Source organism: Methanobacterium sp. (genome assembly GCA_039666455.1).
In the GTDB taxonomy this organism is placed as follows: domain Archaea; phylum Methanobacteriota; class Methanobacteria; order Methanobacteriales; family Methanobacteriaceae; genus Methanobacterium_D.
Genome location: JAVSLW010000012.1, coordinates 1 through 21,958, shown reverse-complemented (window position 1 = coordinate 21,958; position 21,958 = coordinate 1). Strand labels below are relative to the sequence as shown.

Sequence of the window (21,958 nt, the reverse complement as noted above, 5' to 3'; positions counted from 1 at the left end):
CTCCTTTTATTAGTATAATCCTACTTTTCCATATTTTTTCATTAACGAAGGCATGTCCAGTACTTTTTCATCAGTAGGCATAACTTCTACTTCTGTATCTTTGAAATCTGGCATTGCCATAGAGTCTAATAAAGGACTTATAACATGATTACACCATGGTCCCATTGGCATATAAACCATTCCTTCTGGAAGGGTTTCAGCTGTCTCTACAGCATATACAACAACTTCACCATACTTCGATGTAATTTTAATAGTGTCACCATTTTTTACACCTAAAGTGTTCATCTGGTCCCTGTTCATATGACATATTGCAGCAGTATCAATGTACATTTGAAGGTCTTTACCTGATTCTATGGCTTCACCTTGCCAGACTGTTCTTCCAGTATTTAGTATGACTTTCATTATACTTCCTCCAGTGCTATGGCATTAACAGGGCATGCTTTAACACATGTTGCACAGTTATTACACTCGCTAAGATCTTTAAGTTCTATAGTTCCGTCTTCTACTATTAAAATTTGTCCAACGTCCTCTTGCGGACCTTTTCCGCCTGCAATTTCTGTACTTTTGGAAGCGTTTACTGGACATGCTACAACACAGTTACCGCATCCATGACAGAGTTCCTTATACACTACTAATTTGTAAGCCATCTATTTACCCTCCGTAGCTTTTGATTTTCCTTCTGAAAATTTAAGAGAATCAACTGCTTTTTGCCATGCTTTTGATTTGGTCGGCGTAATGTTCACACCAGTTCTTCTTACTTCAATAGCAGAGGTAGGACACACGTTCTGGCAGGCACCACAGTATATGCAGTATTTTTCATCTTTGTGAAGTCTTTCTACAATTTCACCTGATTCAGAAGGTTTTGGGAATGATAATACGTTGCATGGACATACTTCGATGCATGTTTCACATCCCTGACAGGCATCCTGATTTATGATCAATTCACCTTCGAATGGTTTTTCTACTTCGATGACATCTTTAGGACATATTTCCTGGCACCACCCGCAGTTTACGCATAAATCTTCGTTTATTATCAGGTCGCCCTTAATTTCTGCCTCTTCAATTTCATATTCGCCGTAAGGACAGACTTTACATATAACTTTTATAGCGTCAACAGGACACACTCTCTTGCAGATACCACAGTAAACACATGCATCCTTATCCACCGCTATGTCTGATGCTATTTCTGGACTTGAAGATGTTGGAGCCTGTTTTGCCAGGTGTATTGCATCTGCAGGACACATTTCTTCACATATTCCGCATGAAACACATGTATCCTTGTCTATTTCTATTTCACCTGTTACAAGTTTTGCTCTTTCTGGCAGTTCTCTTATAACTTTGATGGCATCCTGTGGACATGCTATATCGCAAGCACCACAGTAGATACAGTTTTCAATCTCAGGGGTGATGGATTTTATTAATCTTGGGTAATCTTCTATTTCTTTAACAGGCTTGCCATCTATTGTAAAGTCTATTGCTTCAACAGGACATCCTACACTACACATACCGCAAAGTACACAATCTTCTTCGCTTATAGTGATTTTTGGTGTATCAACTTTTCCTCTCACGATTGCACCAATTGGACCAAGTTCTATTGCATCCATGGGGCATATCTGTTCACATATTCCACATCCAATACAGGCCTCATCTTTAAAGGAAAGCTCCCTTTTTTCTGCAGCTTCCCTTTTAATTGAGACGTTCTTTTCTTCTGCAGATTTTTCATTTGCTACCATTTTTTACCTCCAAAATTTTAATTGAGGCAGCTGGACAACTTGATTCACACATACGACATCCACAACACCAGTCTGGATCTATCTGTGCTTTAAGGTTGTTCAGCTTTACAGCTTTCATTAAGCATGTATCTACACAAAGTCCACAGCCTATACATTCATCTTTGACTATTGGGTTAAATTTACGTTCCATAAGTATTTTTATGAGTACTCTGGTTTGTTCACAGTCTTTTGTTAGCATATTAGTCATTTTCAAAAAATCTTTTGGACACAGGTTGGTTATGGCTTCTGCGATTTCAATAGAGTTCCAGGAAATGTTTCTACCATTAATATAATGAGAAACTGTTGATCTATCCATTCCAAGAATTTCTGATATCTCCTTTTGGAGATAACCTTCTTTTCTTAGTTTGATTGTGGCCAGATAATTTAATCCTGAGACGATATGTTTAGGCATGAACTCCCCATTCCATGTGTATTAGTTACACATTGTAATTTCTTTATATATATATCTTATTGCTAAAATTAAATAGAAAATTTTATATAATGACGTGTGGTTTACACACATTAAGGATTATAGTTTATACATAAAATTTTCGTAGCTGGCATTGATTATTTTAAACATTTATACGCAGTTTTTTAAAGCTCAGTTCGAATTTATATAGCTTGAATAAGTCAAATAAAGTGCTGAAAATAAAATTAACTATTAAAAAAGGAAAACTAAACGTGTTTTGATCGACTAATCTTTGGCTTCTATGATGCATTTTTTATCATTACATTCATGCACAACTTCCACCAGGGAGTCCCTTAATTTTCCTACATCTATGCATGTTAACCCAGTTATAGTTTCGCCTTCTACTTCTAATTGTACGACTCCTCGAACATTTGTAACTACTTTTCCAGGAATATAACATCTTCCAAGAGATAATTTTACAGTATCTCCGGGCTTAACTTCTTTTTCTATATAGTCGCAGATTTCATCGCAGGTTAAACAAATAGTTTCCTCTTTTTTCAAGATATCACCCTGTACATTTATACTCTAACATTGTTTTTCATTATTAAAAAACGTATGTAAAATAGGTTCTAAAGTTATTGCAGATTGTAAATTTTTTCAAGACAGAATAAGTCTTTATTTGAAAAAGAAACTCACACAATAAATTGGAGGATATGTCCAGCACTCGTGACAGTCCCTAAAAATTGCAACTTTTCCGATGATTACGTCTTCTTTCCATGATTTCTTCTGCACTTTTAGATATAAAATATTCCATATTATCCAGTTTGGTATCCCCATATTTTTTGTAAGCATCTAAAAATCTTTCTATCATGATCTTTTTCTGATTTGTGAATGAGGGAAAATTAGTCAATAAAAAAAAGCATATATCTGCAAGGTCTTCTCTTGGATCACCATATCTCATCTCTTCAAAATCCAGACCATATATGTCTCTGCCCTTGAAAATAAAATTTCTAAGATTGGAATCGCTTTTAAGAAGACTCTTTTTATTCCTTTTTATTTGATGAAGTTTTGTCATCCAGTTTGCCAGTTCCTCGATCCAGCTTCCTAAATCCTGTCTTTCAGTCAAATCATTTACTAAATTTCCAGGAATATGCTCTAAAATTAAACAGCTTTCAGATTTGAATAGCAATTCTGGAACATTTAAACCTGCTTTGGATAATTTTTTTAAGTTTTTATACTCATTTAAAAGATTATTCTTTTTAGAATAAACCTTCATGACTGCTGGAAGGCTTGTTTCTCTAAATTTTACTTTATAAACATTATTTCGCCGGCTTTCAAAAATTCGAAGAATTTTTGATGCCTCGAAAATCTTCGATTTTCGGCGGTTTTCAAAAATCGTAGATTTTTGATTGCCCGAAAATTCTGCGAATTTTCGACGGCTTTTCATTTTATTAACAATTTCAAGTCCATCTATTTTGAAATTATCTGAATTTGAAATAATTAACACCTATTTTTATTATGTAGTTTTTAATTTTAGTTTTAATCTATAAACCGGCCATCAGACCTTTTATGATTTGCATCTTCATGTTTATCTTCAAACCAGCCTATACATACTTCTTCACCTTTACATTTGTCAAAATTAGGTATGTATGGTTTTATATCTAAAAGTGGGGTACCATCAACAATATCCACATTAGATATATATATTTTTGACTCCTCAATATTTTCAAGGCGTACCACCGACATTCCTATTGGATTTGGCCTTTTTGGAGCTCTTGTTGCAAATACTCCCCTTTCAACATTGTCTAAAAATGGTTTTACATGTAACTGATGCCCTCTGGAGAGATGAAAATGATAAATCAGGATAATGTGGGAAAATCCTTCTAAATCTTTAAGTCCTTCCTTAAATTCTTTTTTTAAGTGTATTTCACCTTTAATGTCCTTTGCCCCGATGGGTTGTATGGGCATGCCTTCAAGGTCTTTAAATGGCGAATGTATGGTTCCTATTGGTATGTAAATTATTTTATCGACATGCATATTATTACACTTTATATTAAATTAAAGTAAATAAGCCTTTCCATTTTGATCTAAAATTCTTCCATATCTTCCAGTTTCATTAATCTTTCAACTGCTTTAACATCTACAGGAATTCCCTCTTCCATAACTGCTGCTATCGGGTTTAAACCACCCGGAGTTACAATTCCCACGTGATATCTTTCTATTTTGGCATTATAAATTAATTCGCTTGGTTCTCCAACTTTTAATACAGAAAATCCTGATTCTCGAATTTTTTCTATGATTTCTACTGCATCAGGACGTGCAAGATATGGAATTTCCCTTAAGCTTGCAAGAATTCTTCCAGTCCCATTCAACGTATCTAAAACCGATGTCATATTTTTTGAAATGTAAATCTCATGAGGATCAAGAGATGATCCACTGTAAGCAGTTAACTCTACAAAGCGGGCTGTTTTTTCTTCTATTTCAAGAATTCCTCCATATTGAGGGGTTGTTAGTATATCATTCTTGGTTAATATTCCGTCCACGGTGAAACTGCATACGGTTGCGATTCCTGTCTGTTTTCCATTGGAATGGGGTAATATCATGTAAAACTTGCTTGTACAGTACTCTGGTCTGGAGCGGAAAATATTACCCACGATTTCGAGCGCATCGTCAAGGTCATCATTGTTTACATAGGAAACATTGACAATAACGTTTCCTTTCTGGGATTTCAGGTCTAAATCAACATTATATATAAGGTTCCATGCCTTTGAAAGCAGAAATTTCACTTTTTCGCCTGTTTCAGGGCCTGTAGTTTTTAATACAGGCTTTGTAGAAGTTAACTTATTCATATCTTTAAACTCCATTATGGTTTCTGCTAATTTAATATTAACCTCATACCCTGCTTCTTTTGCAGCACAAAGTGGAGCTATTCCTCCAGTTATGGCAATACCTACCATGCCGTCATCTACAGGAACACCTAAAACAGGTTCTCCGTTTTCACCGATTTTTAAAAGCCCGGAAACACCTATTTTTTCAAGCTGTCTGAATAATTTAAGTGCATTTTCCCTTGCTGCAGCTGGAATTATCCTGAAATTTGCAGGGATCATTCCATTCCCATATCTGGCCGCATTCAGGACTGAAGTCATTTCTTTGGCAGTGAAAGCCTCAAGAGGAGTCATGGAAGTTTTTTTATAGGCTATAAGTTCGGTAAATCTAATAGGAACATAGTCTTCAACTTTAACAAGACCCCCATATTGAGGGATTACAGGTATTCCTTCGTTTAAAAGTATTCCATCTATTGTAGTGCCGCAAATAGTGTCTAATCTAATTTCTTTTTGGGGGAATGCACTTTCATTCTCTGGTTCTATTTCAGAGAGTTTAATATAGGGACTTACTGCAATGTTTTTCTCGAATACTTCTTTAATCACCGCAACAACATTTTCACCGTCAATGAAACTGGAGGTATTTACAACAACAGCACCTTTACCGCTTCCTGGATCCAGAGAAGTTTGATAAATCATACCTTCAAATTTAGAGAAAGCAAAATCAACCTGATCATAAATAAGGCCTTTTTCAAGCTCTTTTAATCCTTTTTCTGTGATCTCTCTACCAGCATATCCAATGCGTTCTGTGAATCCTTTTTCATCCAATATGCGCATGTGATATCGCACTGCTCGCTCCCCAAGGTTGTAACCTTTTCTTTTAAGCTCTTCAGCGATGGTTTTTGCACCAAGCACTTTATTCTGGTCTGCAAGTATCCTCAGGATTTCTATCATTTTACGATCGGTTTCATCATGCATTTATTCACCAGATTTGAATTATGGTATTAAATATATTGTAAAATCAGAGTAAAAAAAGTTTTCAAAAATTTAAAAAGAAATGGAAGAATTAAATGTAAAGGTATTTGTCTAATTCGTAGTCGAATACCTGTATTCTGTAATCATCCCATTCTTTCTTCTTAATATCCATAAACTTAGTGTATATGTGGTCCCCTAATGTAGATTTAACTACTTCGTCTTTTTCAAGTGCATGATATGCTTCCCATAGGCTGGAAGGTAAAACACCTATACCTAATTCTTTTAGTTCTTCAATGCTCTTTTCAAACACGTCAATTTCGGTTGGTTCTCCAGGGTCAATTTTATTTTTTATACCGTCTAAACCTGCTTCTAACATGGTGGCAAATGCAAGGTAGGGGTTACATGAGGGATCAGGCATTCTTAACTCAATACGGGTACCTTTTCCACGGGATGCAGGGATTCTAACCAGTGTGGATCTGTTTTTAAGGCCGTATGCAACGTACACCGGTGCTTCGTATCCAGGTACTAAACGCTTGTAAGAGTTTATGGTGGGGGCACAAATTGCTGTTAGAGCAGGGGAGTGTTTTAAGAGGCCGCCCATGAAGTACATTGCTTCTTTTGAAAGTTGTGTTGGAGTATCAGGGTCGTAAAACAGGTTTTCACCATCTTTAAATAATGACTGGTGGCAGTGCATACCGCTTCCGTTTTCTCCAAAGAATGGTTTGGGCATAAATGTTACCATGTATCCCATGGTATCTACGATAGCTTTTATAGCCTGTTTAAATGTAATTACTGCATCAGCAGTTTTCAATGCTTTATCAAACTTAAAGTCAATTTCATGCTGACCTGGGGCTACTTCGTGGTGACTGACTTCTATATCAAAGTTTAAAGCTTCAAGGTCCATAACAAGCTGTCTTCGAATGTCAGTACCCTGATCTACAGGTTCTACATCAAAATATGCTCCGTAATCGTTAGGAATAACGTTTCCTTCCTCGTCCTGGTCCAGTACGAAAAACTCAGGTTCTGGACCTACGTTGTATTCATATCCAGATTTTTCAGCCTTTTCTAATGCTTTTTTAAGTACGTATCTTGGATCTCCTTCAAAAGGTTTTCCTTCTGGCCAGTAAATGTCACAGATGAACCTGCAGACACCCTGTTCTTCTGGTCTCCATGGTAAAGCAGAGAATGTATCTGGATCAGGTTTTAGGATCAGGTCACTTTCGTTAATGTCAACGAAACCTTCAACAGATGAACCATCGAATAAAAGACCGTCTTTTATTATATCTTCAATTTGGCCTGGTTTAACCAGTGGAATTGCCATGTTTTTTGGAGCTCCGTGTATGTCTACAAACTGTAGCCTTACAAACTTTGTGCCACTCTTTTCAATATTTTCTATAATCTGTCCTATTTTGTCTGACATTATTTACCTCCATGATAAATTAGAGTAAATATACACCGGAAAGAGATTTCCTTTTAATGGTATATAAATGTTTTGAAAAATTATTTCAATATTCTAACCACTAAAAAAATACAAATAATAATATATTTAATTTCACAGAAGTTCAAAATAGTATAACAATACTCTATAATCAAAACAGAATATCTTTAATGAAAATTTCTGTATTTGCGGTCTTTATAATGATTTAACATATGGCCTGTTTACACTTGCCGTTAGGTCTTTTATATTACGCTCAAATTATTTTTTAAAGTACTCTATTAAATGCGAAGGAGATAAAATTTTGAAAGAAATTAAAGAGAAAATATCAGAAAAAGGAGCTACTATTCAAAAAGATATGGAAACATATGCCATAATTCCCTATATTTCAGGAGGAATAGTTGATTCTGCTATGCTGCGAAAAATAGCAGATGTGGCAGACAGGTATGATGTTAAAACAATTAAAACAACATCGGAAGGAAGGATATCTCTTTATGGCATTAGAGAAGACGATTTAGATGATATATGGAAAGATTTGGGGATGAAACCTGGGGGGCATATTGGTAATTGTGTGAGACCTGTTAAATCTTGTATAGGTAATATACACTGTAAGCAAGGACTGCAGAACAGTGTGGAAATGGGCATTAAGATTGATAAACTTTTTTGTGGAACTAAAACCCCAAATAAGGTAAAAATTGCTGTTTCAGGCTGTCCAAATTCATGTGGTGAATCTGCTGTCCGTGATATAGGACTGATTGGAATGGGTAAAGGTTGGAAGTTATTGGTGGGAGGAACATGTGGAATTAAACCATTGATTGGCAAAGTATTAGCTAAAAATCTTTCAGATGATGAAGTAATTGACATGATAGGTAAAATAATAAGTTATTATACCAATCAAGGCATTGAAAAACGTATGGGTGCAGTTATAGAGAGAATTGGGTTTGAAAAATTCTCTCAGGATGTTTTATTTCAAAAAATTAAAATTTCACAATTGAAAACGGCTCCTTATTGAGTAAATCGAACATCAGTACATCAGGAGCCATTATGGAATCTCCTTGAAGTGTAATTAACTTAAAAGCTTCAAATGCCTGTAAACAGCCCACAATATTTGGAACAGGAGCAATTACAGGGGGGACTTCGGCACTCATTTTCTTAACCTCAGCAATCACTTCTTCACTTAAATCTTTTCCAAGAGAGGGTAATTTAAACAGTTCTTCATAAGTGGGTGTATCTTCTGTAAAAATACTTACCTGCCCCATTGTCCCATGTATTGCACCATGAACAAATGGGATACCTGATTCATATGCATATCTGCTTAGAATAATTCTTGTTACCAGATTATCAAGCGCATCTACAATAATGTCGCTTCCTTCAACGATCTTTTGAACATTATCTTCATTTAATTCCTCTTCAAAGGAGGTAATGTTTACAAATGGATTTATTGACTTTAAAATTTCGTATGTTGTATTTACTTTGGACTTTCCAACACTGTAAAAGCTGCTCATAAGCTGGCGGTTGATATTAGAAACATCGAAGGTGTCTTTATCAATTATGGTGAGATCTCCAACACCCATCCTGACAAGCATTTCTGTAGTGGCGCCGCCGATTCCACCGCAACCGATAACGGTGATTTTAGCATCTCTAAATCTTTCCTGTACAGATTTCGTTACAATTCCCATCTGTCTACTTACAATTTCCCAGTAAGCCATTCCCTCGTATCTTCTTGACATGTGATTCACCTGTTTTAGCTTCATAAAATGAAGTTTTGCGATCATAATAATATTTTTTTTCCATTAACTGGTTTAAAGCAGTTCTATAGGTTTGGGCCAATTTCTCTGCATTCTCTACTTATATTGATTTAACATGTCTTTCGTTAGCCACGTTCTTTAAATATTTTGGTAGTATTATTCTTTTTGCATATATATCAAAAATCTACCAATTCCTTAAACTGCTGTACTTTTTAGTGCAAACAATTTCTGAAAATTAAAAAGTAAATAAAGAGACGTTTAAAACAAAAAGAATTTAAGCAATTTTACATTTGACCGTAGCCACCAACAATTTCCTCGTAAGGCTGGACAATCACAAAACCATTGCCTCTAAAGGCCATCTGGAAGGTTTCACCACTGCCTCTTCCAAATAAGGTGCCTAAATTAATGTCTGTTTTGTAGTCAATGGATAAACCGTCGGACCAGGCCACAGTAGCATTTGGATCAGTATAAACAGGCCTATCAGGGGTTACTGCAAGTGTTATTGGAATGTAATGAGTTGTTATTGCAATCATTCCATAGCCCTGGAGTCTTATGTTGAAAAGCCCTCCAGACATTGCTCCGGCACCGGACATCATTTTTATGTCCCAGTCGATTTCTTCTTCAAATGCAAGGATGTCATTTCCGTTGACATATAGTCTGTAGCCTTCAAGGTTTAGAATAGTTATTCTCTTTCCTTTATCAGCCAGGTAAACGTGTCCCTGTCCTTTTGCTGACATGAGCTTACTGCTTTCTCCACTCACCTTCTTCATTAAAAATTTGTCAATACCACCTTCAAGAGAGCTCTGCTTTTTAAATTTCACATCACCTGTATAAGCTACCATGGACCCCAGTTTGGCCCATACTTTACCGTTTAAATTAACATTCAGTAAATAATCATTTTCAAGCTCGAATACCTCTTCACCAGCATTTTTTTCAGCAGTTCTATCTAAAAATGTTTGAACTGAGTATTTGCTTGTCTGATAAGGTTCTTCTTCAACATTTTCTTCAATAACTTCTACTAATTTCTCAACAGGAGCCTGTTCTATTTTTGTACCGCATTCAGAGCAAAAATTTCCCTCTTCAGCTACATTTTCACTGCAATTTGGACATTCCATTTAACCACCTTTTTAAGAGATTTAACTTTTAGATGCTGACTACTTACACCAATAAAAGTTGATCAAAAGTTAATAGCAGTTATACTTATTTAATCTTTTCTACAACATTTTAAAATGTTTAATTAGAATGATTAATAATTTAAAAACCTTTTTTGCATTAAATACTTAAAAACGAATCCTATCTTTATTTTTCGGTATTCTATTCACTCGATTTACCCAGTAGCCCTTATGATATAATTCATATTCACTAAAACAACACGGAACACCTTTAGCAATGGTTGGATCAGGACTATCCATGAGGTGAAAATGAAGATGGGGTGCTGTTGAATTACCAGAATGGCCAACATTACCAACTAAATCTCCTGATTTAATTTCATCTCCTTTTTGTACTTTTATTGAATCTTTTTTCATGTGTGCAAGAACTGCACAGGCTTCATTTCCTTGAATGATAACAAAATTACCAGCAACTTCCTGGAGGCTCTGTTTTTTTGGATCGAAAAACCATGCATTCTTAAATGCGACTGAAATATCATGAAAGGGTTGAACCGGGTCGCGTTCAGGGTATCCATCAAGGGCTTCAACCACAGTGCCAGAAATTGGTGCATAAATAGGTTTACCATAGCAGTAACAATCATTTAAATGCACTTTCCCTAAAAAATAATCTAAAATGCTTTTTTTGTAGAATTTAAGAGGTTTATGGCTCCAATCAACCTGTAAAAAGTCGAAGGCATAGATTTGTCCAAGGACATCTGTGCCATGGCTTGGAATTTTAGTGCCAGGGCTATTTAAGACCATCCACTCTCCTTTTAAAGGAAATTTTACTGATATAGGTTCTTCCATGTATCTCCATTGCAAATATTAATTTATAAATTATTGGATGAAGTTAATATTGGAGTTGAATTAATTACTTGATCAAATCAGAATTTTCATTGGATTGATTTAAGCTAAAATTTTAATAGAATTAAATTAAAATGGTGTATAACAAATAGGTTAATAGAAATTATTTGACCAGAGAGTCCAGCTACTAAAGAAGAACCTCACAGACAATCAGAAGAAAATTATAACAACAAAAATCATTGATACAATTGGATCACTTGATGAAAATTCATTTATCGTAAGAGAAAAGCTTAATATGATAAATAAGCTTAAAAATGAACCTTTTAACCTTGAAGAGTACATTCAGGAGCTTTTAAAAGACATTTCACCTTTAATGATTTTAAATCAGGGGACAAATGCCAATGTTTCATCGTTTATTTTAAACACTGAAAAGTTATTTGGATTCATTTTGGATAATAAACTGGACGGAATCGATAAAATAAGAGAATATGTGCAGGAAAGAGCTGAAAATATCCTCCAAAAAGATAATTTAAACGAAATCAGCAATAAAAGGGAAGAAATTTTAAGAGTTTTAGATGACGGTTTCTGGGAAGATATCACCTTTGAGGATGTTGATTTCATGGTGAGGGATTTAGCACCGCTTATGAAATATTTTGAGCCGGAGCGAAGGAAACTGGTTATAATTGATGATCATGACAGGGTTATTAGCCGCAGCGAATATGTAAAAGAAATTAAAGAAGATGAAGAGCTTAAAGCACTCCTTGATAGGAATGAGATTGTGCGGAAAATTAGAAAGGGTAAATGCATCACATCAGGTGAGCTTTTAGAGCTTGAAAGGGAGTTTTCATCACTCCGCCCAGAATTAAGCATTGAAAATATTCAGAAGTATCATAAAAAGGATTTTTTACTGCTTTTAAAGAAAGTGTTTGCAGAGAGGAAACATATTGAAATTGAGGACTTTACAGTTTCGCCTTTGGCAGATGAGAATCCTTTGTATATTTTTGAGCCGGATGAACTGCGAGATCTTGTTGATAAGTGTAATCAGATTAAAATGTGTTGATTACAAAGGTTATATTTTGATTGAAACTATAAAAAAACAATATGTAACTTGTATATATCTAATAAATTATTTTAAAGCTTAAAAATCAAGCTTATTACAGATTACATTATGGGTATAATAAACTATACTATTCATTAAATGAACGTAAACTGTATTTGGTATAATAAATTATACTTACTGCAAAATTATTATAAAATATACTTAGTATAATATATTATACTTATAATAAATTTAATAAGAATTATATTTAGTATAGTAAAATATACTAATTAAAATAAAAACTAAATAAATATTAAAATGTGAAGGTAGTGATATTATGCCTCTTTTGCCTTTAAGTATTCCTCAGGATTTGGATAAACATTTTTATAATAGAGAAAAGGATATAAAGAAGCTGAAACATTATTTAAACGCTTTAAATGAAAATATATCTGAACAGATATTAGTCACCGGCTTAAGAGGTGTAGGAAAAACGTATCTTTTAAAAAAAATACTCAAAGAGCTGCCTGAAGATATACTGGTAACTTATATTGATATTTCCAAAGTATATGGAAATCAGAGGGGGAAAATCAATGAAGAATTGATAATGCATAATTTACTGAACTCCATGAATGATGCTTTAAGAGGAGATGACGAAGACATTTTAGATAGGATATATTATTCAATAAAAGATTTTTTAGTTAAAGCACGTATGAAAGAATATGATTTTAAAGAAGCTGGAAGTATACTGGGCATAACAGTACCTGAAACTAAGGATAACTATGAAAAATTAAGTCATTTCGTAATGGAATTTCCCCAAAAAGTAGTTGATAAATCAGAAGGAGAAATTAAAGGATTTGTTATTGTCATTGATGAATTTCAGCTTTTAGGAGAGTTAAAAAACCCAAGTTCATTCTTCTGGTTAATCAGGAGTTATACTCAAGACCAGGATAATGTCAGTTACATATTCACTGGCTCAATTTCTAAAACAAGCGATATTGTGGAGATGATAAACGGTGGAAACGGGGCTTTTGGCGGCCGGATGATACAGGTTAACGTCGATCCTTTCACAAGGGAAGAAACAGATGGTTATCTTAAAGAAAGGGTAAGCGAAATTAATTTTACAGAAGATGGGCTTGAACGTTTTTATGAGTGTACAAGGGGCGTGCCTGCGATTATAAACAGTTTTTGCAATACTTTATCTTCTGGAGAGATTTACGATGCCGGTAAAATCAAGGAAACGTTTTTTGAGAAGATGGACCAGATAACTGTAATGTGGATAAGGATATGGGGAACGCTTAACGAAAAAGAAAAAGAGATAATGATATCTATAGCTCAAAATGGGCCTCAAAGCTGGAGCGAGCTTGAAAAATCAGTGGAATTTTCCAGAATGACATTTACAAAATATCTGGATATTTTAAAGAATAAAGGACTGGTTACATTTGGGCAGGGGTCGAAATATAAAATAGCTGACCGTATGTTAGAGGGATGGATTAAACATAAGAAGGAAATTGATGGATATTATCCGCCATAGAGATTGGAATGTTGGAAATTTAGGATACACTCATGTTAACTGATGAAAATTTCTTCAATTTAAAGGGAGATAAGTTAGATGAAAAACAATGGCAATTTTTAAGGAAAGAAACACTTTATGGTTACGATTTTGACCAGACCATGACCAGAATATCCCTCATGAACCTTAGAATGCATGGAATTAGCAATCCACACATCGAGCAGGAAAACACACTTTCAACCCGTTATGACGAGCCAAATTATTATGATGTTGTTTTGACCAACCACCGTTTAAAGGAAGCATTGATAAGACTGAAATCAGCGATAATTTCGAAATTATGACCACAAAAACCGAAATTTTGTTTTTAGAACTGATGTATTACATGCTTTCAAGCGGTGGAAGATGTGCTGTAATTGGTGCTGCAGGGGGTTTTATAATTCTTCCTTATTTTCAATTAATTTGATTAAATTAAAAATATTTATATATTAAATGCCATATTTGTAATAAGGAGGTAGAAAAGTGATTATTAAACTTGAACTACCAATAGAACTTACCAAAGAAGATTCTTTATTCATTGCTATTTGCCCTGTTTTTTGTGTAGGAAGTCAGGGTAAAACAGAAGAAGAAGCATTGAACAATGCTAAAGAAGCACTGCAGTTGTATTTAGAAGATGAAGACGTTCAAAAAGAACATGCAGATAAAATAATGCGTTATGCAGTATCTTTAATTTTACAGGATAAAGAAAAAGAATTTAAATCAGATATTCCTTCTAATAATTATCAGTCTAATACAATCCGCTTGCTGGATGTAGAGATACATGGGAACCCAGAAACTACCAAACCTCTCAGGGCATAAAATCTGTAAAATGCTTTACAAAGGTGGATTTCAGATGGTTTCCCAAACAGGAAGTCATATAAAACTAAAGAAACATACAGAAGAAGGTAAGATACTAACTGTAATTTTCCCAATCATAACTCTGTGGGAATAGGATTATTAAAAGCAATAATAAAGCAATCGGGGCACGATAGAGACTCATTCTTAAAGCTACTTTAAAATTTTATTTTAATGAAAAATTATTTTTTAAGAGGTAAAAATCCTCGTGTTTTAGGTTGGAGTCATTATGAACGTTTTTAATCATTTCTAATTATAAAGAAATCGAATATGAAGAAGTTGAGTATGAATAACCTGAAATTATAAATAAGAAGATTTTAAAGTTGTAAGATAGGATTATTAAGGGTTTAGATAATTTAAAACTTTGAAATAATTTTTTTAAAATGTTTATAAAATAAGATTTAAAAATAAATAAACATGTTTAAATACTTTAAATGACTTAATTTTAACTTTCTCATAGAAACCTTTTTAAGTGATAAAAATTAATGTAGGATAAGCCACGCCGGGGTGGCTCAGCTGGTTAGAGCGCACGGCTCATAGGGTATTTAAGCAGTGCTCTGACTTTTTCCTGGGATACCGTGAGGCCGCGGGTTCGAATCCCGCCCCCGGCACTCAAATTATTCAAATAACAATTTTTATTTCTCAATTACTTTCTGGTACAGCACCTAAAGCATTTTCTATATCCTAAAGGGTATCAAGATCCCTGAGCTTTTCTTCAAATTGAAATTAATCCTTTTTAAGCTATTTCCACTGCTATGTTTTCATCTTCAAAAATACAAACATTTTTACTATCATTATCCACAAAGAATCTAAACTCTAATCCCTAAGATCACCATCTTAGATCACAAAACACGATCTACTTTACACTTGAAGTGTATGTCTAATTAAATCTGAACCTATATTAATACTATTCCTTAATTTGACCTTAACCTGGAGTTCGTAGAAAAATAATTTTTCATCTTTTAAAAAGGGAGGACATCAATTGCAGATATGTCTTAAAATAAGTTCAGTATATTCAAATTCAAATTCAAAGACAAAATACAGTTGAAATTAATGACGATCTACACAATTCCTGGTAAAGATTTCTAAGGGCTATTATGGGGATTTTGTTCTTTTACATGAAGAAATGGATGATCCATGGACGAATTGAATACAGTAATCAAAACCTAATTCGCCAGTGGCTTATAAGTAAAAAATAGCACTTTAAAAATGGTTTTACCAGATAGGAGGAATAAGTCTATAATACTGGAAAAAATAGAACATAGGTTAATGTACAAAAGCATGCTTCTACTTATTTTTTGTTTTCAGATATCATTTGGAGTTTTCCAGTTTAATTAAAACTTTATATCAAATTTCAGTTAAACACTTCTTTTTTTCTCAATTAAATCTTTTACTTTTTGTACATCTGTTTTACGTTCAAATAGTGGAGAATTATCCTTACTGTAAACTGATAACGTTTCTTCGAAGGTTAATTTGTTTTCATTTTTGTAGAAAATTCCTAATGGATATTTTCCAGTTTCTGTGGCTCTTTTAAAAGCTTCATTTCTGTCATGAGGGTCGTGAGAATCCTCCAATTTGTAAGTATTATCTTTAAACCACCCGTAAGTGTTTATTTTGTTAAAGGTAGGGCAGGGCTGGAATACATCAACAAGGGCGAATCCTTTATGCTTTATAGCTTCTTTAAACACGTTCTTCATATGCTCTATATCACCAGCAAATGTTCTTGCAACAAAGGATGCATCAAGCGCAATTGCAATAGCTAAGGGGTTAAATGGCTCTAAAAATACACCTTCAACCTGTAAAGGTGTTATCATTTCCATCTGGCTTGTAGGGGAAGCCTGACCTTTTGTTAATCCGTAAACCATGTTATTGTGCACTATTGTGGTTATGTCTGGGTTTCGACGAATTGTGTGCATTAAATGGTTCCCACCTTCACCATACATATCCCCATCTCCGCTTGTAACTATCACTGTAAGTTCCCTGTTTACAGCTTTAATCGCTGTTGCAGGAGAAAGTGCCCTGCCGTGAAGGCTGTTATAAGTGTGTGATTTTAGATAATGCGGGAGCTTGCCTGCCTGGCCAATTCCAGATGCAAGCACAAGTTTTTTCTGGTCAATTTCAAGTTCTGCAAGTGCTGCTTTTAATGTTCTTAAAATGGGGAAGTCCCCGCAGCCAGGACACCATGCTACATCAGCACCTTCAACATCAAAGATTTCAGGATCCATTATAACTCCTCCAAGATTTTCTATTTTGGGGGTTCAAGAAATTCGTAGAATTTCTTTCAACCTCCTGAAGATTTTTTAAGTGTTCCGTAACTTCTTCAACTGAAAATGGCATTCCATTATACTTCAATGCTTTTTCATGAATTTCAAAGCCAGTTTCAAGCTTTATCAGGTTTCCAAACTGGGAATTTGCATTATTTTCAAAGATAATGGTTTTTTGGGCCTTTTCAACAAACTTGAGAGTATCTTTATGCAATGGATAAACCTGTTTAAAGTATAAAAAGGCAATATCATTACTTTGCAGGTTATCCAGAGTTTCTTTAATTGGTCCGTAGGTGGAGCCCCAGCCAATAATCAGGATTTTATAATCAGAAGGTCCAATGAGCTCAGGAGGCACCACATCTTTTTTAATTCCTTCAAGCTTTTTTAAACGTTTTTCAACCATTTCTGTCCTTAAATTAAGGTCTTCTGTTATGTGTCCCTCTTCATCATGTTCATCTGAGTCAACTACAACAAATCCTTCCCCAAATCCAGGAATTCCTCTTGGAGAAACTCCATCTTCTGTTATTTCAAATCTTCTGTAATTTTCATCAGTTTTTACAATATAATCCCACAAAATCTTCGATTTTGGGGCCCCGAACACGGAGTGTTCGTGGGTTTCAATTTCTACATCTTTAGTCATTAAAGAAGGGATGTTGTAGTATATATCTACCATATACTGGTCAGAAAGTATGAAAACAGGTATCTGGTATTTATCTGCAATATTAAACGCTCTTTGAGTCATGTAAAATGCATCTTCAAAATTTCCCGGTGCAAATATGGCTCTTGGGGTTTCTCCAGGTCCAGAATAAAGCACTAAATTAAGATCCTCCTGTGCAGTCCTTGTTGGAAGCCCAACCGCTGGGCCAGGCCTCTGGCCAATATAAAGCACTATGGGTGTTTCGATCATTCCAGATAACCCCACAGCCTCGCTCATAAGTGCAAACCCACTTCCTGATGTTGCTGCAAGTGCTCTTGCCCCTGCATAGGATGCTCCAAGCCCCATGTTTATTGCAGCGATTTCATCTTCTGCCTGTTCAAAAATAATGTCAAAGTCCTTTGAATACTGGGCAATAAAAACCTGAAGTGAAGTGCTGGGGGTCATAGGATAGGAAGACATGAATTTAACGCCTCCTGCAAGACAACCGTAGCCAAAAACATCTGTTCCATTTAATAGAATCTCATCTCTGATTCCATCGTTTTTTTCTATTTCTATATTAATTTTCGCTGATTTTAATAGTTCTTCTCCAATTTTATAGCCCTCTGCACTGGCTTTAAGATCTCCTTCCAGTATTTTTTCACCTTTTCTTGCAAACATTGCAGTTATACACTCTTCAAATATCTGAAAATCAATGTTTAAAATCCTTGAAAGCACGCCAGCAGCGATTATATTGGCGTATATAGGGCCCCCAATGTTTTTTGCAATTTTTAAGAATGGAATTTTAATCACATCTGGCCTTACAACATCTTTCAGGGTGTCTTCATCCCCTATTATGATGGTGTTTTCAGATATTCTCTTTTTCAGGTGATCTATTGCTCCTTTACTTATTGCAACCAGTATATCGATTCTATCAACATATGCACTTATTCTTTTTGAAGAAACACGTATTTGAGTGGAGTTTTCACCTCCTCTTATTCGAGACATGTATTCTTTTGAGGAAAATACGTTGTATCCTCCAAGTTTAACTGCCTGCACCAGTATAGCTTCAACAGTTTGAATGCCCTGACCTGCTTCTCCACACAGGACTATAGAAACATCTTCTCCAGATAAAAACTCAGACATTGTTCACCACCTGTAAATAGTAAAAATATTCCAGTTTATCATATAATATATTGGCTCAATTTTACTTAAATTTTGGTATTCTGGGTGTTTTAGAATTTTGAATTTGAAAAATTTCAGAACAGGTAAAAAGAAAATACAGAAAAATAGAAGATTCCTGCTACAAAATGAAGTCAACACCTAATCAAAACCTCTAAAAAAAGAAAAAAAGAAATATTAGCCATCAGAAAGGTAGCGATGCATGTTCACCTTTCATAACGACTGTTTTTGTATTCCAGTTGTTTATTACGCCAAACGTGTTTCTGGAACTTGTAGTATCTGCACTGTACCATCGATCATTCACCCAAACTTCAGCCCACACATGTCCGTAGGTGTTACCGCTTGTAAAAAATGTACAGGTCCCGTGCATATATTTTGCAGGAATGCCTGCAGCTCTTGAAAGAGCAATTAAAAGATGGGTTTGGTCTACACAGTTCCCTGTTCTATCATTCAATGTTCTTACTGCACCACGCTGAGTATTACGGTAGAATGAATAGCTTATCTTATCTTTGACCCAGTTGAAGATTGCAACTGATTTGTCGTAGGCTGATGTTTTGCCATTTGTTATTGAAGCTGCTAACGATTTGATTTTTGGGTCGTTTACCTGACAGTTTTTTGTCTCCTGTAGATACTGCTGTAGTTTTGATGGTATTGATTCAGAATTTATAAATATAGATGAATCTACTGTAACAAAGTTTGGTAACCTTTCATTTTCCCTGTGAAAGTTCAATATTCTGGAAAACATGTAAACTAAAGAGTTATAGCCTATGTTTCCTAATGAACTTCCCGCAAAGTTTGGTGCTCTGTTTTCTGTGTTTATAAACGAGTTTATTCCCCGGGCCATTTCAATGTACTCTGATAGCTGAATATTTCCATGTACAGTATTGTTTACACTGCTGTTAGTAGGATTGTCAATATTTTTTAAGGATACTGGCGTTGTTGTTCCTCTATTTATTTGCAGTATGCTTGTTGTAAGCATTTCTAAGAGCTGTGGAATTGTTATTGAAGTTCCAGAAATATTTACGTACGCGGGCAATCTCCTGTTTGTTTCAATAAATGAACTAACTCTTGAAGCTGCATCTTCAAGTTCATTTAAGGTAAATATTAGTGGATAATTACCTGGATTTACTGAACTATTAAAAAATGCACTGTCAATTAGACCATATCTGAAAAGCACGAATCCTGAAGACCCGCCCTGCCATGCTGCATCTATGTCTTTTAGTAATTCATTTGCAGGTATTGCACTTACATTCCAGTCTGAACGGTATGTTTGAAGACCTGCTACTACTGGTTTTCCATTTGAATGTTCAACGATATATCTTGTAGTATTTGTGATCCATTCTGCACCGTTTTGGCCTTTGCTATTGGTACCGGTTGAACTGGTATATCCATAGTTTCCTTTATAAATCATTGGAACCAGGAAATCAAGGTACTGTGAAAGCCTGCTGTAGTCCTGTCCATAATATTTTGCATTTGCGCTTCCTTCGGGCATTAATGCTGCTGAAACTTTAACTGAATTGTTTATAGCTTTTACTGAATTGTAAACATCCTTTACAAATCCGGTGATTACATCTGTTCCACCGTGTTTGTAAGCTGCATTATCTCCTACACCTGAATATCGAACGTAGTCAAGGTGTATTCCATGTATATGTCCTGAATATTCTTTTGTCACACTGGAGATAAAATTGATTAACTGGTTAGTACGTGTCTTATCATAGCCATAATGTGTTTCCTGTCGATGAGCCCAGCGATATGTCCATCCATATGTTCTTCTGTAACGGGTCTTATGAGTCCATCGGGTGGTCCACTTAACTCTCCATTTTCCTCTACTAAAAAACCTGATTCTATGCCTTTCTCTGACTCTTACTGTGTATGGTTTACTGTACCAGCCTTTATACCATACCTTATAGGGGACCTGTACCTGGTAACTGTATTTTCCCTGCGGATCAACCCAACCATTTGCGTTCTTAAAACAGGTTATCCACGCATGGATCCTTATTCCAGTACCGTTCAATTTATTAATGAGGCTGTTAAGCACATTCTGATATGTGGGAGATGTTGTTCCGAACACGTTTACAAATACATCAGTTATATTTGCATTTTGAAGATTGGTTATGTTTAATTTTGCTACATCACCTGCATGTAGCCATACTCCACGAATATGGCTGCCGGATGAATCACCTGCTGCTTGTTGTGATGTTTCTGTTGAATTGGTGCTGTTATTTATTTCTGTCTGACTGCCGGATGAATCACCTGCTGCTTGTTGTGATGTTTCTGTTGAATTGGTGCTGTTATTTATTTCTGTCTGACTACTGGATGAATCACCTGCTGCTGGTTGTGATGTACCAACTGTACTTGTTGTGTAATTACTGGTTTCAATACTTGTCTGCTCTGGAGTTAAATTGGTTACATTTACTATTTGGGTTTCATTTGTGGCGTATAGATTGCTTGAACAAAGAATTCCTGTGCTAAATACTATTAGCACTGCAAGGAGTAATTTCTTCGTAATAAATATCGCCTCCGGATCCAAAAACTACACAGTTTCATTTCAATGAAACTTTTTTTATTGTTTTTGGATAAAAGATATTCATTTTCACTCGTTTATAAATTTTTTGGTTTAAAATTGTGAAAAACAGGTTATTAAAACTTATTTTTTTATTATAAATCCAATTAGAGGATTTTAAAATGATGTATTAAGTTTAAAATCTCTGGATAAGTATTTCTGATAAATAAGGCCTAATAAAAACTATATTAGAAAAAAAAGCGTTAATTAATAGTATAGTATTAAGACTAAAGACATTTAAATTCATTTTAGGCGTATATTCATCTTAAACTGGATAAAAATAAATATAAATGCTCTTTAAATCTATAAATCATTTTATAGCAGATATTTAAATTTGATAGTCTAAATCAGTGTTATTTGTTTTGGATTATACCGGTTTTTAATCTTAAAATAGCAATTTAAAGCATTAAAATTCTTTTAAACTAATTTTAACCTTTTTGAAAGGCGGTTTATTTTTGTTTATATTTGAAGAGTTATCTTTTTAGATGCCAGGGGTAGGTGCAGTTTTTTAATTGAAAGAATCCATAAAATTAATCATTCAATTAATGAAAAATACTGGATGAGATAAAATGGAATTTGATACAGAAATTGTTAAACTGGAAGTTCCCAAAGACTGTAACCTGATTTTGGGGCAGAGTCACTTTATCTAATTTCTGAAAGAATACTATGACTTCTTTAAGTCATTAGATGAATTTTCAGATTAATACTTAAATCAAAGGGTTAAATACTGTGAAAACATAATATAATAAATAATGAAACCAG

Annotated in this window: 21 protein-coding genes and 1 tRNA gene; 7 read left to right on the top strand and 15 right to left on the bottom strand. The window is 34.6% G+C overall.

The genetic code is table 11. The annotated features are described in order from the left end of the window. Positions 1–9: 9 nt before the first annotated feature. The 9 genes from fwdD to glnA form a co-directional block, all read right to left on the bottom strand. On the bottom strand, positions 10–402 hold the full coding sequence (gene fwdD / locus PQ963_04145) for a tungsten-dependent formylmethanofuran dehydrogenase subunit FwdD (GenBank protein MEN4028854.1): 393 nt from the start codon (positions 400–402) through the stop codon (positions 10–12). Continuing rightward, positions 402–647, bottom strand: coding sequence for a 4Fe-4S binding protein (locus tag PQ963_04140; protein MEN4028853.1), 246 nt, complete (start codon positions 645–647; stop codon positions 402–404). The genes fwdD and PQ963_04140 overlap by 1 nt, the downstream gene beginning before the upstream one ends. After that, complete coding sequence (gene fwdF / locus PQ963_04135; protein MEN4028852.1) at positions 648–1,733, bottom strand: tungsten-dependent formylmethanofuran dehydrogenase subunit FwdF; 1,086 nt, start codon at positions 1,731–1,733, stop codon at positions 648–650. It lies immediately after the preceding gene. Continuing rightward, positions 1,720–2,184 carry a 4Fe-4S binding protein gene (locus tag PQ963_04130; GenBank protein ID MEN4028851.1) on the bottom strand — a complete coding sequence of 155 codons (465 nt, stop codon included), beginning with the start codon at positions 2,182–2,184 and terminating at the stop codon, positions 1,720–1,722. Before PQ963_04130 ends, fwdF begins: the two co-directional genes overlap by 14 nt. A gap of 282 nt (positions 2,185–2,466) precedes the next feature. Continuing rightward, complete coding sequence (locus PQ963_04125) at positions 2,467–2,742, bottom strand: DUF2097 family protein (GenBank protein MEN4028850.1); 276 nt, start codon at positions 2,740–2,742, stop codon at positions 2,467–2,469. A gap of 175 nt (positions 2,743–2,917) precedes the next feature. Then, complete coding sequence (locus PQ963_04120; GenBank protein ID MEN4028849.1) at positions 2,918–3,688, bottom strand: hypothetical protein; 771 nt, start codon at positions 3,686–3,688, stop codon at positions 2,918–2,920. Between the two features lie 32 nt (positions 3,689–3,720). Then, the gene (tsaA, locus tag PQ963_04115) at positions 3,721–4,218 is read right to left on the bottom strand and encodes a tRNA (N6-threonylcarbamoyladenosine(37)-N6)-methyltransferase TrmO (protein MEN4028848.1); all 498 of its coding nucleotides are present in this window, start codon (positions 4,216–4,218) and stop codon (positions 3,721–3,723) included. 50 nt (positions 4,219–4,268) lie between these two features. Continuing rightward, positions 4,269–5,981 carry a DUF128 domain-containing protein gene (locus tag PQ963_04110; protein ID MEN4028847.1) on the bottom strand — a complete coding sequence of 571 codons (1,713 nt, stop codon included), beginning with the start codon at positions 5,979–5,981 and terminating at the stop codon, positions 4,269–4,271. Positions 5,982–6,069: 88 nt separating this feature from the next. After that, complete coding sequence (gene glnA / locus PQ963_04105; GenBank protein ID MEN4028846.1) at positions 6,070–7,398, bottom strand: type I glutamate--ammonia ligase; 1,329 nt, start codon at positions 7,396–7,398, stop codon at positions 6,070–6,072. Between the two features lie 319 nt (positions 7,399–7,717). Here glnA and PQ963_04100 point away from each other — a divergent pair, with 319 nt between their 5' ends. Next, positions 7,718–8,425 carry an NAD(P)/FAD-dependent oxidoreductase gene (locus PQ963_04100; protein MEN4028845.1) on the top strand — a complete coding sequence of 236 codons (708 nt, stop codon included), beginning with the start codon at positions 7,718–7,720 and terminating at the stop codon, positions 8,423–8,425. On the opposite strand, the gene PQ963_04095 is transcribed toward PQ963_04100, so the two are convergent. The 3 genes from PQ963_04095 to PQ963_04085 form a co-directional block, all read right to left on the bottom strand. After that, a complete protein-coding gene (locus PQ963_04095; protein ID MEN4028844.1) occupies positions 8,391–9,143 on the bottom strand; it encodes a HesA/MoeB/ThiF family protein in 753 nt (250 codons plus the stop codon). The genes PQ963_04100 and PQ963_04095 overlap by 35 nt on opposite strands. A 302-nt stretch (positions 9,144–9,445) precedes the next feature. Then, positions 9,446–10,276 carry an AIM24 family protein gene (locus tag PQ963_04090; protein MEN4028843.1) on the bottom strand — a complete coding sequence of 277 codons (831 nt, stop codon included), beginning with the start codon at positions 10,274–10,276 and terminating at the stop codon, positions 9,446–9,448. Positions 10,277–10,441: 165 nt separating this feature from the next. Next, a complete protein-coding gene (locus PQ963_04085; protein ID MEN4028842.1) occupies positions 10,442–11,071 on the bottom strand; it encodes a M23 family metallopeptidase in 630 nt (209 codons plus the stop codon). 337 nt (positions 11,072–11,408) lie between these two features. Between PQ963_04085 and PQ963_04080 the strand changes: the two genes are divergently transcribed. From PQ963_04080 to PQ963_04055, 6 genes are all read left to right on the top strand, one after another. Further along, positions 11,409–12,173: a hypothetical protein gene (locus PQ963_04080; GenBank protein ID MEN4028841.1), complete on the top strand. Its 765-nt coding sequence runs from the start codon at positions 11,409–11,411 to the stop codon at positions 12,171–12,173. A gap of 316 nt (positions 12,174–12,489) precedes the next feature. Then, a complete protein-coding gene (locus PQ963_04075) occupies positions 12,490–13,683 on the top strand; it encodes an ATP-binding protein (protein MEN4028840.1) in 1,194 nt (397 codons plus the stop codon). A gap of 32 nt (positions 13,684–13,715) precedes the next feature. Next, the gene (locus PQ963_04070; protein MEN4028839.1) at positions 13,716–14,003 is read left to right on the top strand and encodes an N-6 DNA methylase; all 288 of its coding nucleotides are present in this window, start codon (positions 13,716–13,718) and stop codon (positions 14,001–14,003) included. Then, complete coding sequence (locus PQ963_04065) at positions 14,000–14,125, top strand: hypothetical protein (GenBank protein MEN4028838.1); 126 nt, start codon at positions 14,000–14,002, stop codon at positions 14,123–14,125. The genes PQ963_04070 and PQ963_04065 overlap by 4 nt, the downstream gene beginning before the upstream one ends. Positions 14,126–14,181: 56 nt before the next feature. Beyond that, complete coding sequence (locus tag PQ963_04060) at positions 14,182–14,517, top strand: type II toxin-antitoxin system HicB family antitoxin (protein ID MEN4028837.1); 336 nt, start codon at positions 14,182–14,184, stop codon at positions 14,515–14,517. Positions 14,518–15,054: 537 nt separating this feature from the next. After that, a tRNA-Met gene (locus PQ963_04055) sits at positions 15,055–15,164 on the top strand. A gap of 747 nt (positions 15,165–15,911) precedes the next feature. Here the strand turns inward: PQ963_04055 and PQ963_04050 are convergent. The 3 genes from PQ963_04050 to PQ963_04040 form a co-directional block, all read right to left on the bottom strand. Beyond that, a complete protein-coding gene (locus PQ963_04050) occupies positions 15,912–16,778 on the bottom strand; it encodes a thiamine pyrophosphate-dependent enzyme (protein MEN4028836.1) in 867 nt (288 codons plus the stop codon). Then, on the bottom strand, positions 16,768–18,597 hold the full coding sequence (locus PQ963_04045; GenBank protein ID MEN4028835.1) for a 2-oxoacid:acceptor oxidoreductase subunit alpha: 1,830 nt from the start codon (positions 18,595–18,597) through the stop codon (positions 16,768–16,770). The genes PQ963_04050 and PQ963_04045 overlap by 11 nt, the downstream gene beginning before the upstream one ends. Before the next feature lie 220 nt (positions 18,598–18,817). Continuing rightward, positions 18,818–21,163, bottom strand: coding sequence for a transglutaminase domain-containing protein (locus PQ963_04040; protein ID MEN4028834.1), 2,346 nt, complete (start codon positions 21,161–21,163; stop codon positions 18,818–18,820). Between the last annotated feature and the right edge of the window lie 795 nt (positions 21,164–21,958).

Bases quoted from the DNA above. Each gene is read 5' to 3' on its own strand.
- fwdD (MEN4028854.1), bottom strand. From the start codon at position 402: ATGAAAGTCATACTAAATACTGGAAGAACAGTCTGGCAAGGTGAAGCC.
- PQ963_04140 (MEN4028853.1), bottom strand. From the start codon at position 647: ATGGCTTACAAATTAGTAGTGTATAAGGAACTCTGTCATGGATGCGGT.
- fwdF (MEN4028852.1), bottom strand. From the start codon at position 1,733: ATGGTAGCAAATGAAAAATCTGCAGAAGAAAAGAACGTCTCAATTAAA.
- PQ963_04130 (MEN4028851.1), bottom strand. From the start codon at position 2,184: ATGCCTAAACATATCGTCTCAGGATTAAATTATCTGGCCACAATCAAA.
- tsaA (MEN4028848.1), bottom strand. From the start codon at position 4,218: ATGCATGTCGATAAAATAATTTACATACCAATAGGAACCATACATTCG.
- PQ963_04110 (MEN4028847.1), bottom strand. From the start codon at position 5,981: ATGCATGATGAAACCGATCGTAAAATGATAGAAATCCTGAGGATACTT.
- glnA (MEN4028846.1), bottom strand. From the start codon at position 7,398: ATGTCAGACAAAATAGGACAGATTATAGAAAATATTGAAAAGAGTGGC.
- PQ963_04095 (MEN4028844.1), bottom strand. From the start codon at position 9,143: ATGTCAAGAAGATACGAGGGAATGGCTTACTGGGAAATTGTAAGTAGA.
- PQ963_04090 (MEN4028843.1), bottom strand. From the start codon at position 10,276: ATGGAATGTCCAAATTGCAGTGAAAATGTAGCTGAAGAGGGAAATTTT.
- PQ963_04085 (MEN4028842.1), bottom strand. From the start codon at position 11,071: ATGGTCTTAAATAGCCCTGGCACTAAAATTCCAAGCCATGGCACAGAT.
- PQ963_04080 (MEN4028841.1), top strand. From the start codon at position 11,409: ATGATAAATAAGCTTAAAAATGAACCTTTTAACCTTGAAGAGTACATT.
- PQ963_04075 (MEN4028840.1), top strand. From the start codon at position 12,490: ATGCCTCTTTTGCCTTTAAGTATTCCTCAGGATTTGGATAAACATTTT.
- PQ963_04070 (MEN4028839.1), top strand. From the start codon at position 13,716: ATGTTAACTGATGAAAATTTCTTCAATTTAAAGGGAGATAAGTTAGAT.
- PQ963_04065 (MEN4028838.1), top strand. From the start codon at position 14,000: ATGACCACAAAAACCGAAATTTTGTTTTTAGAACTGATGTATTACATG.
- PQ963_04050 (MEN4028836.1), bottom strand. From the start codon at position 16,778: ATGGATCCTGAAATCTTTGATGTTGAAGGTGCTGATGTAGCATGGTGT.
- PQ963_04045 (MEN4028835.1), bottom strand. From the start codon at position 18,597: ATGTCTGAGTTTTTATCTGGAGAAGATGTTTCTATAGTCCTGTGTGGA.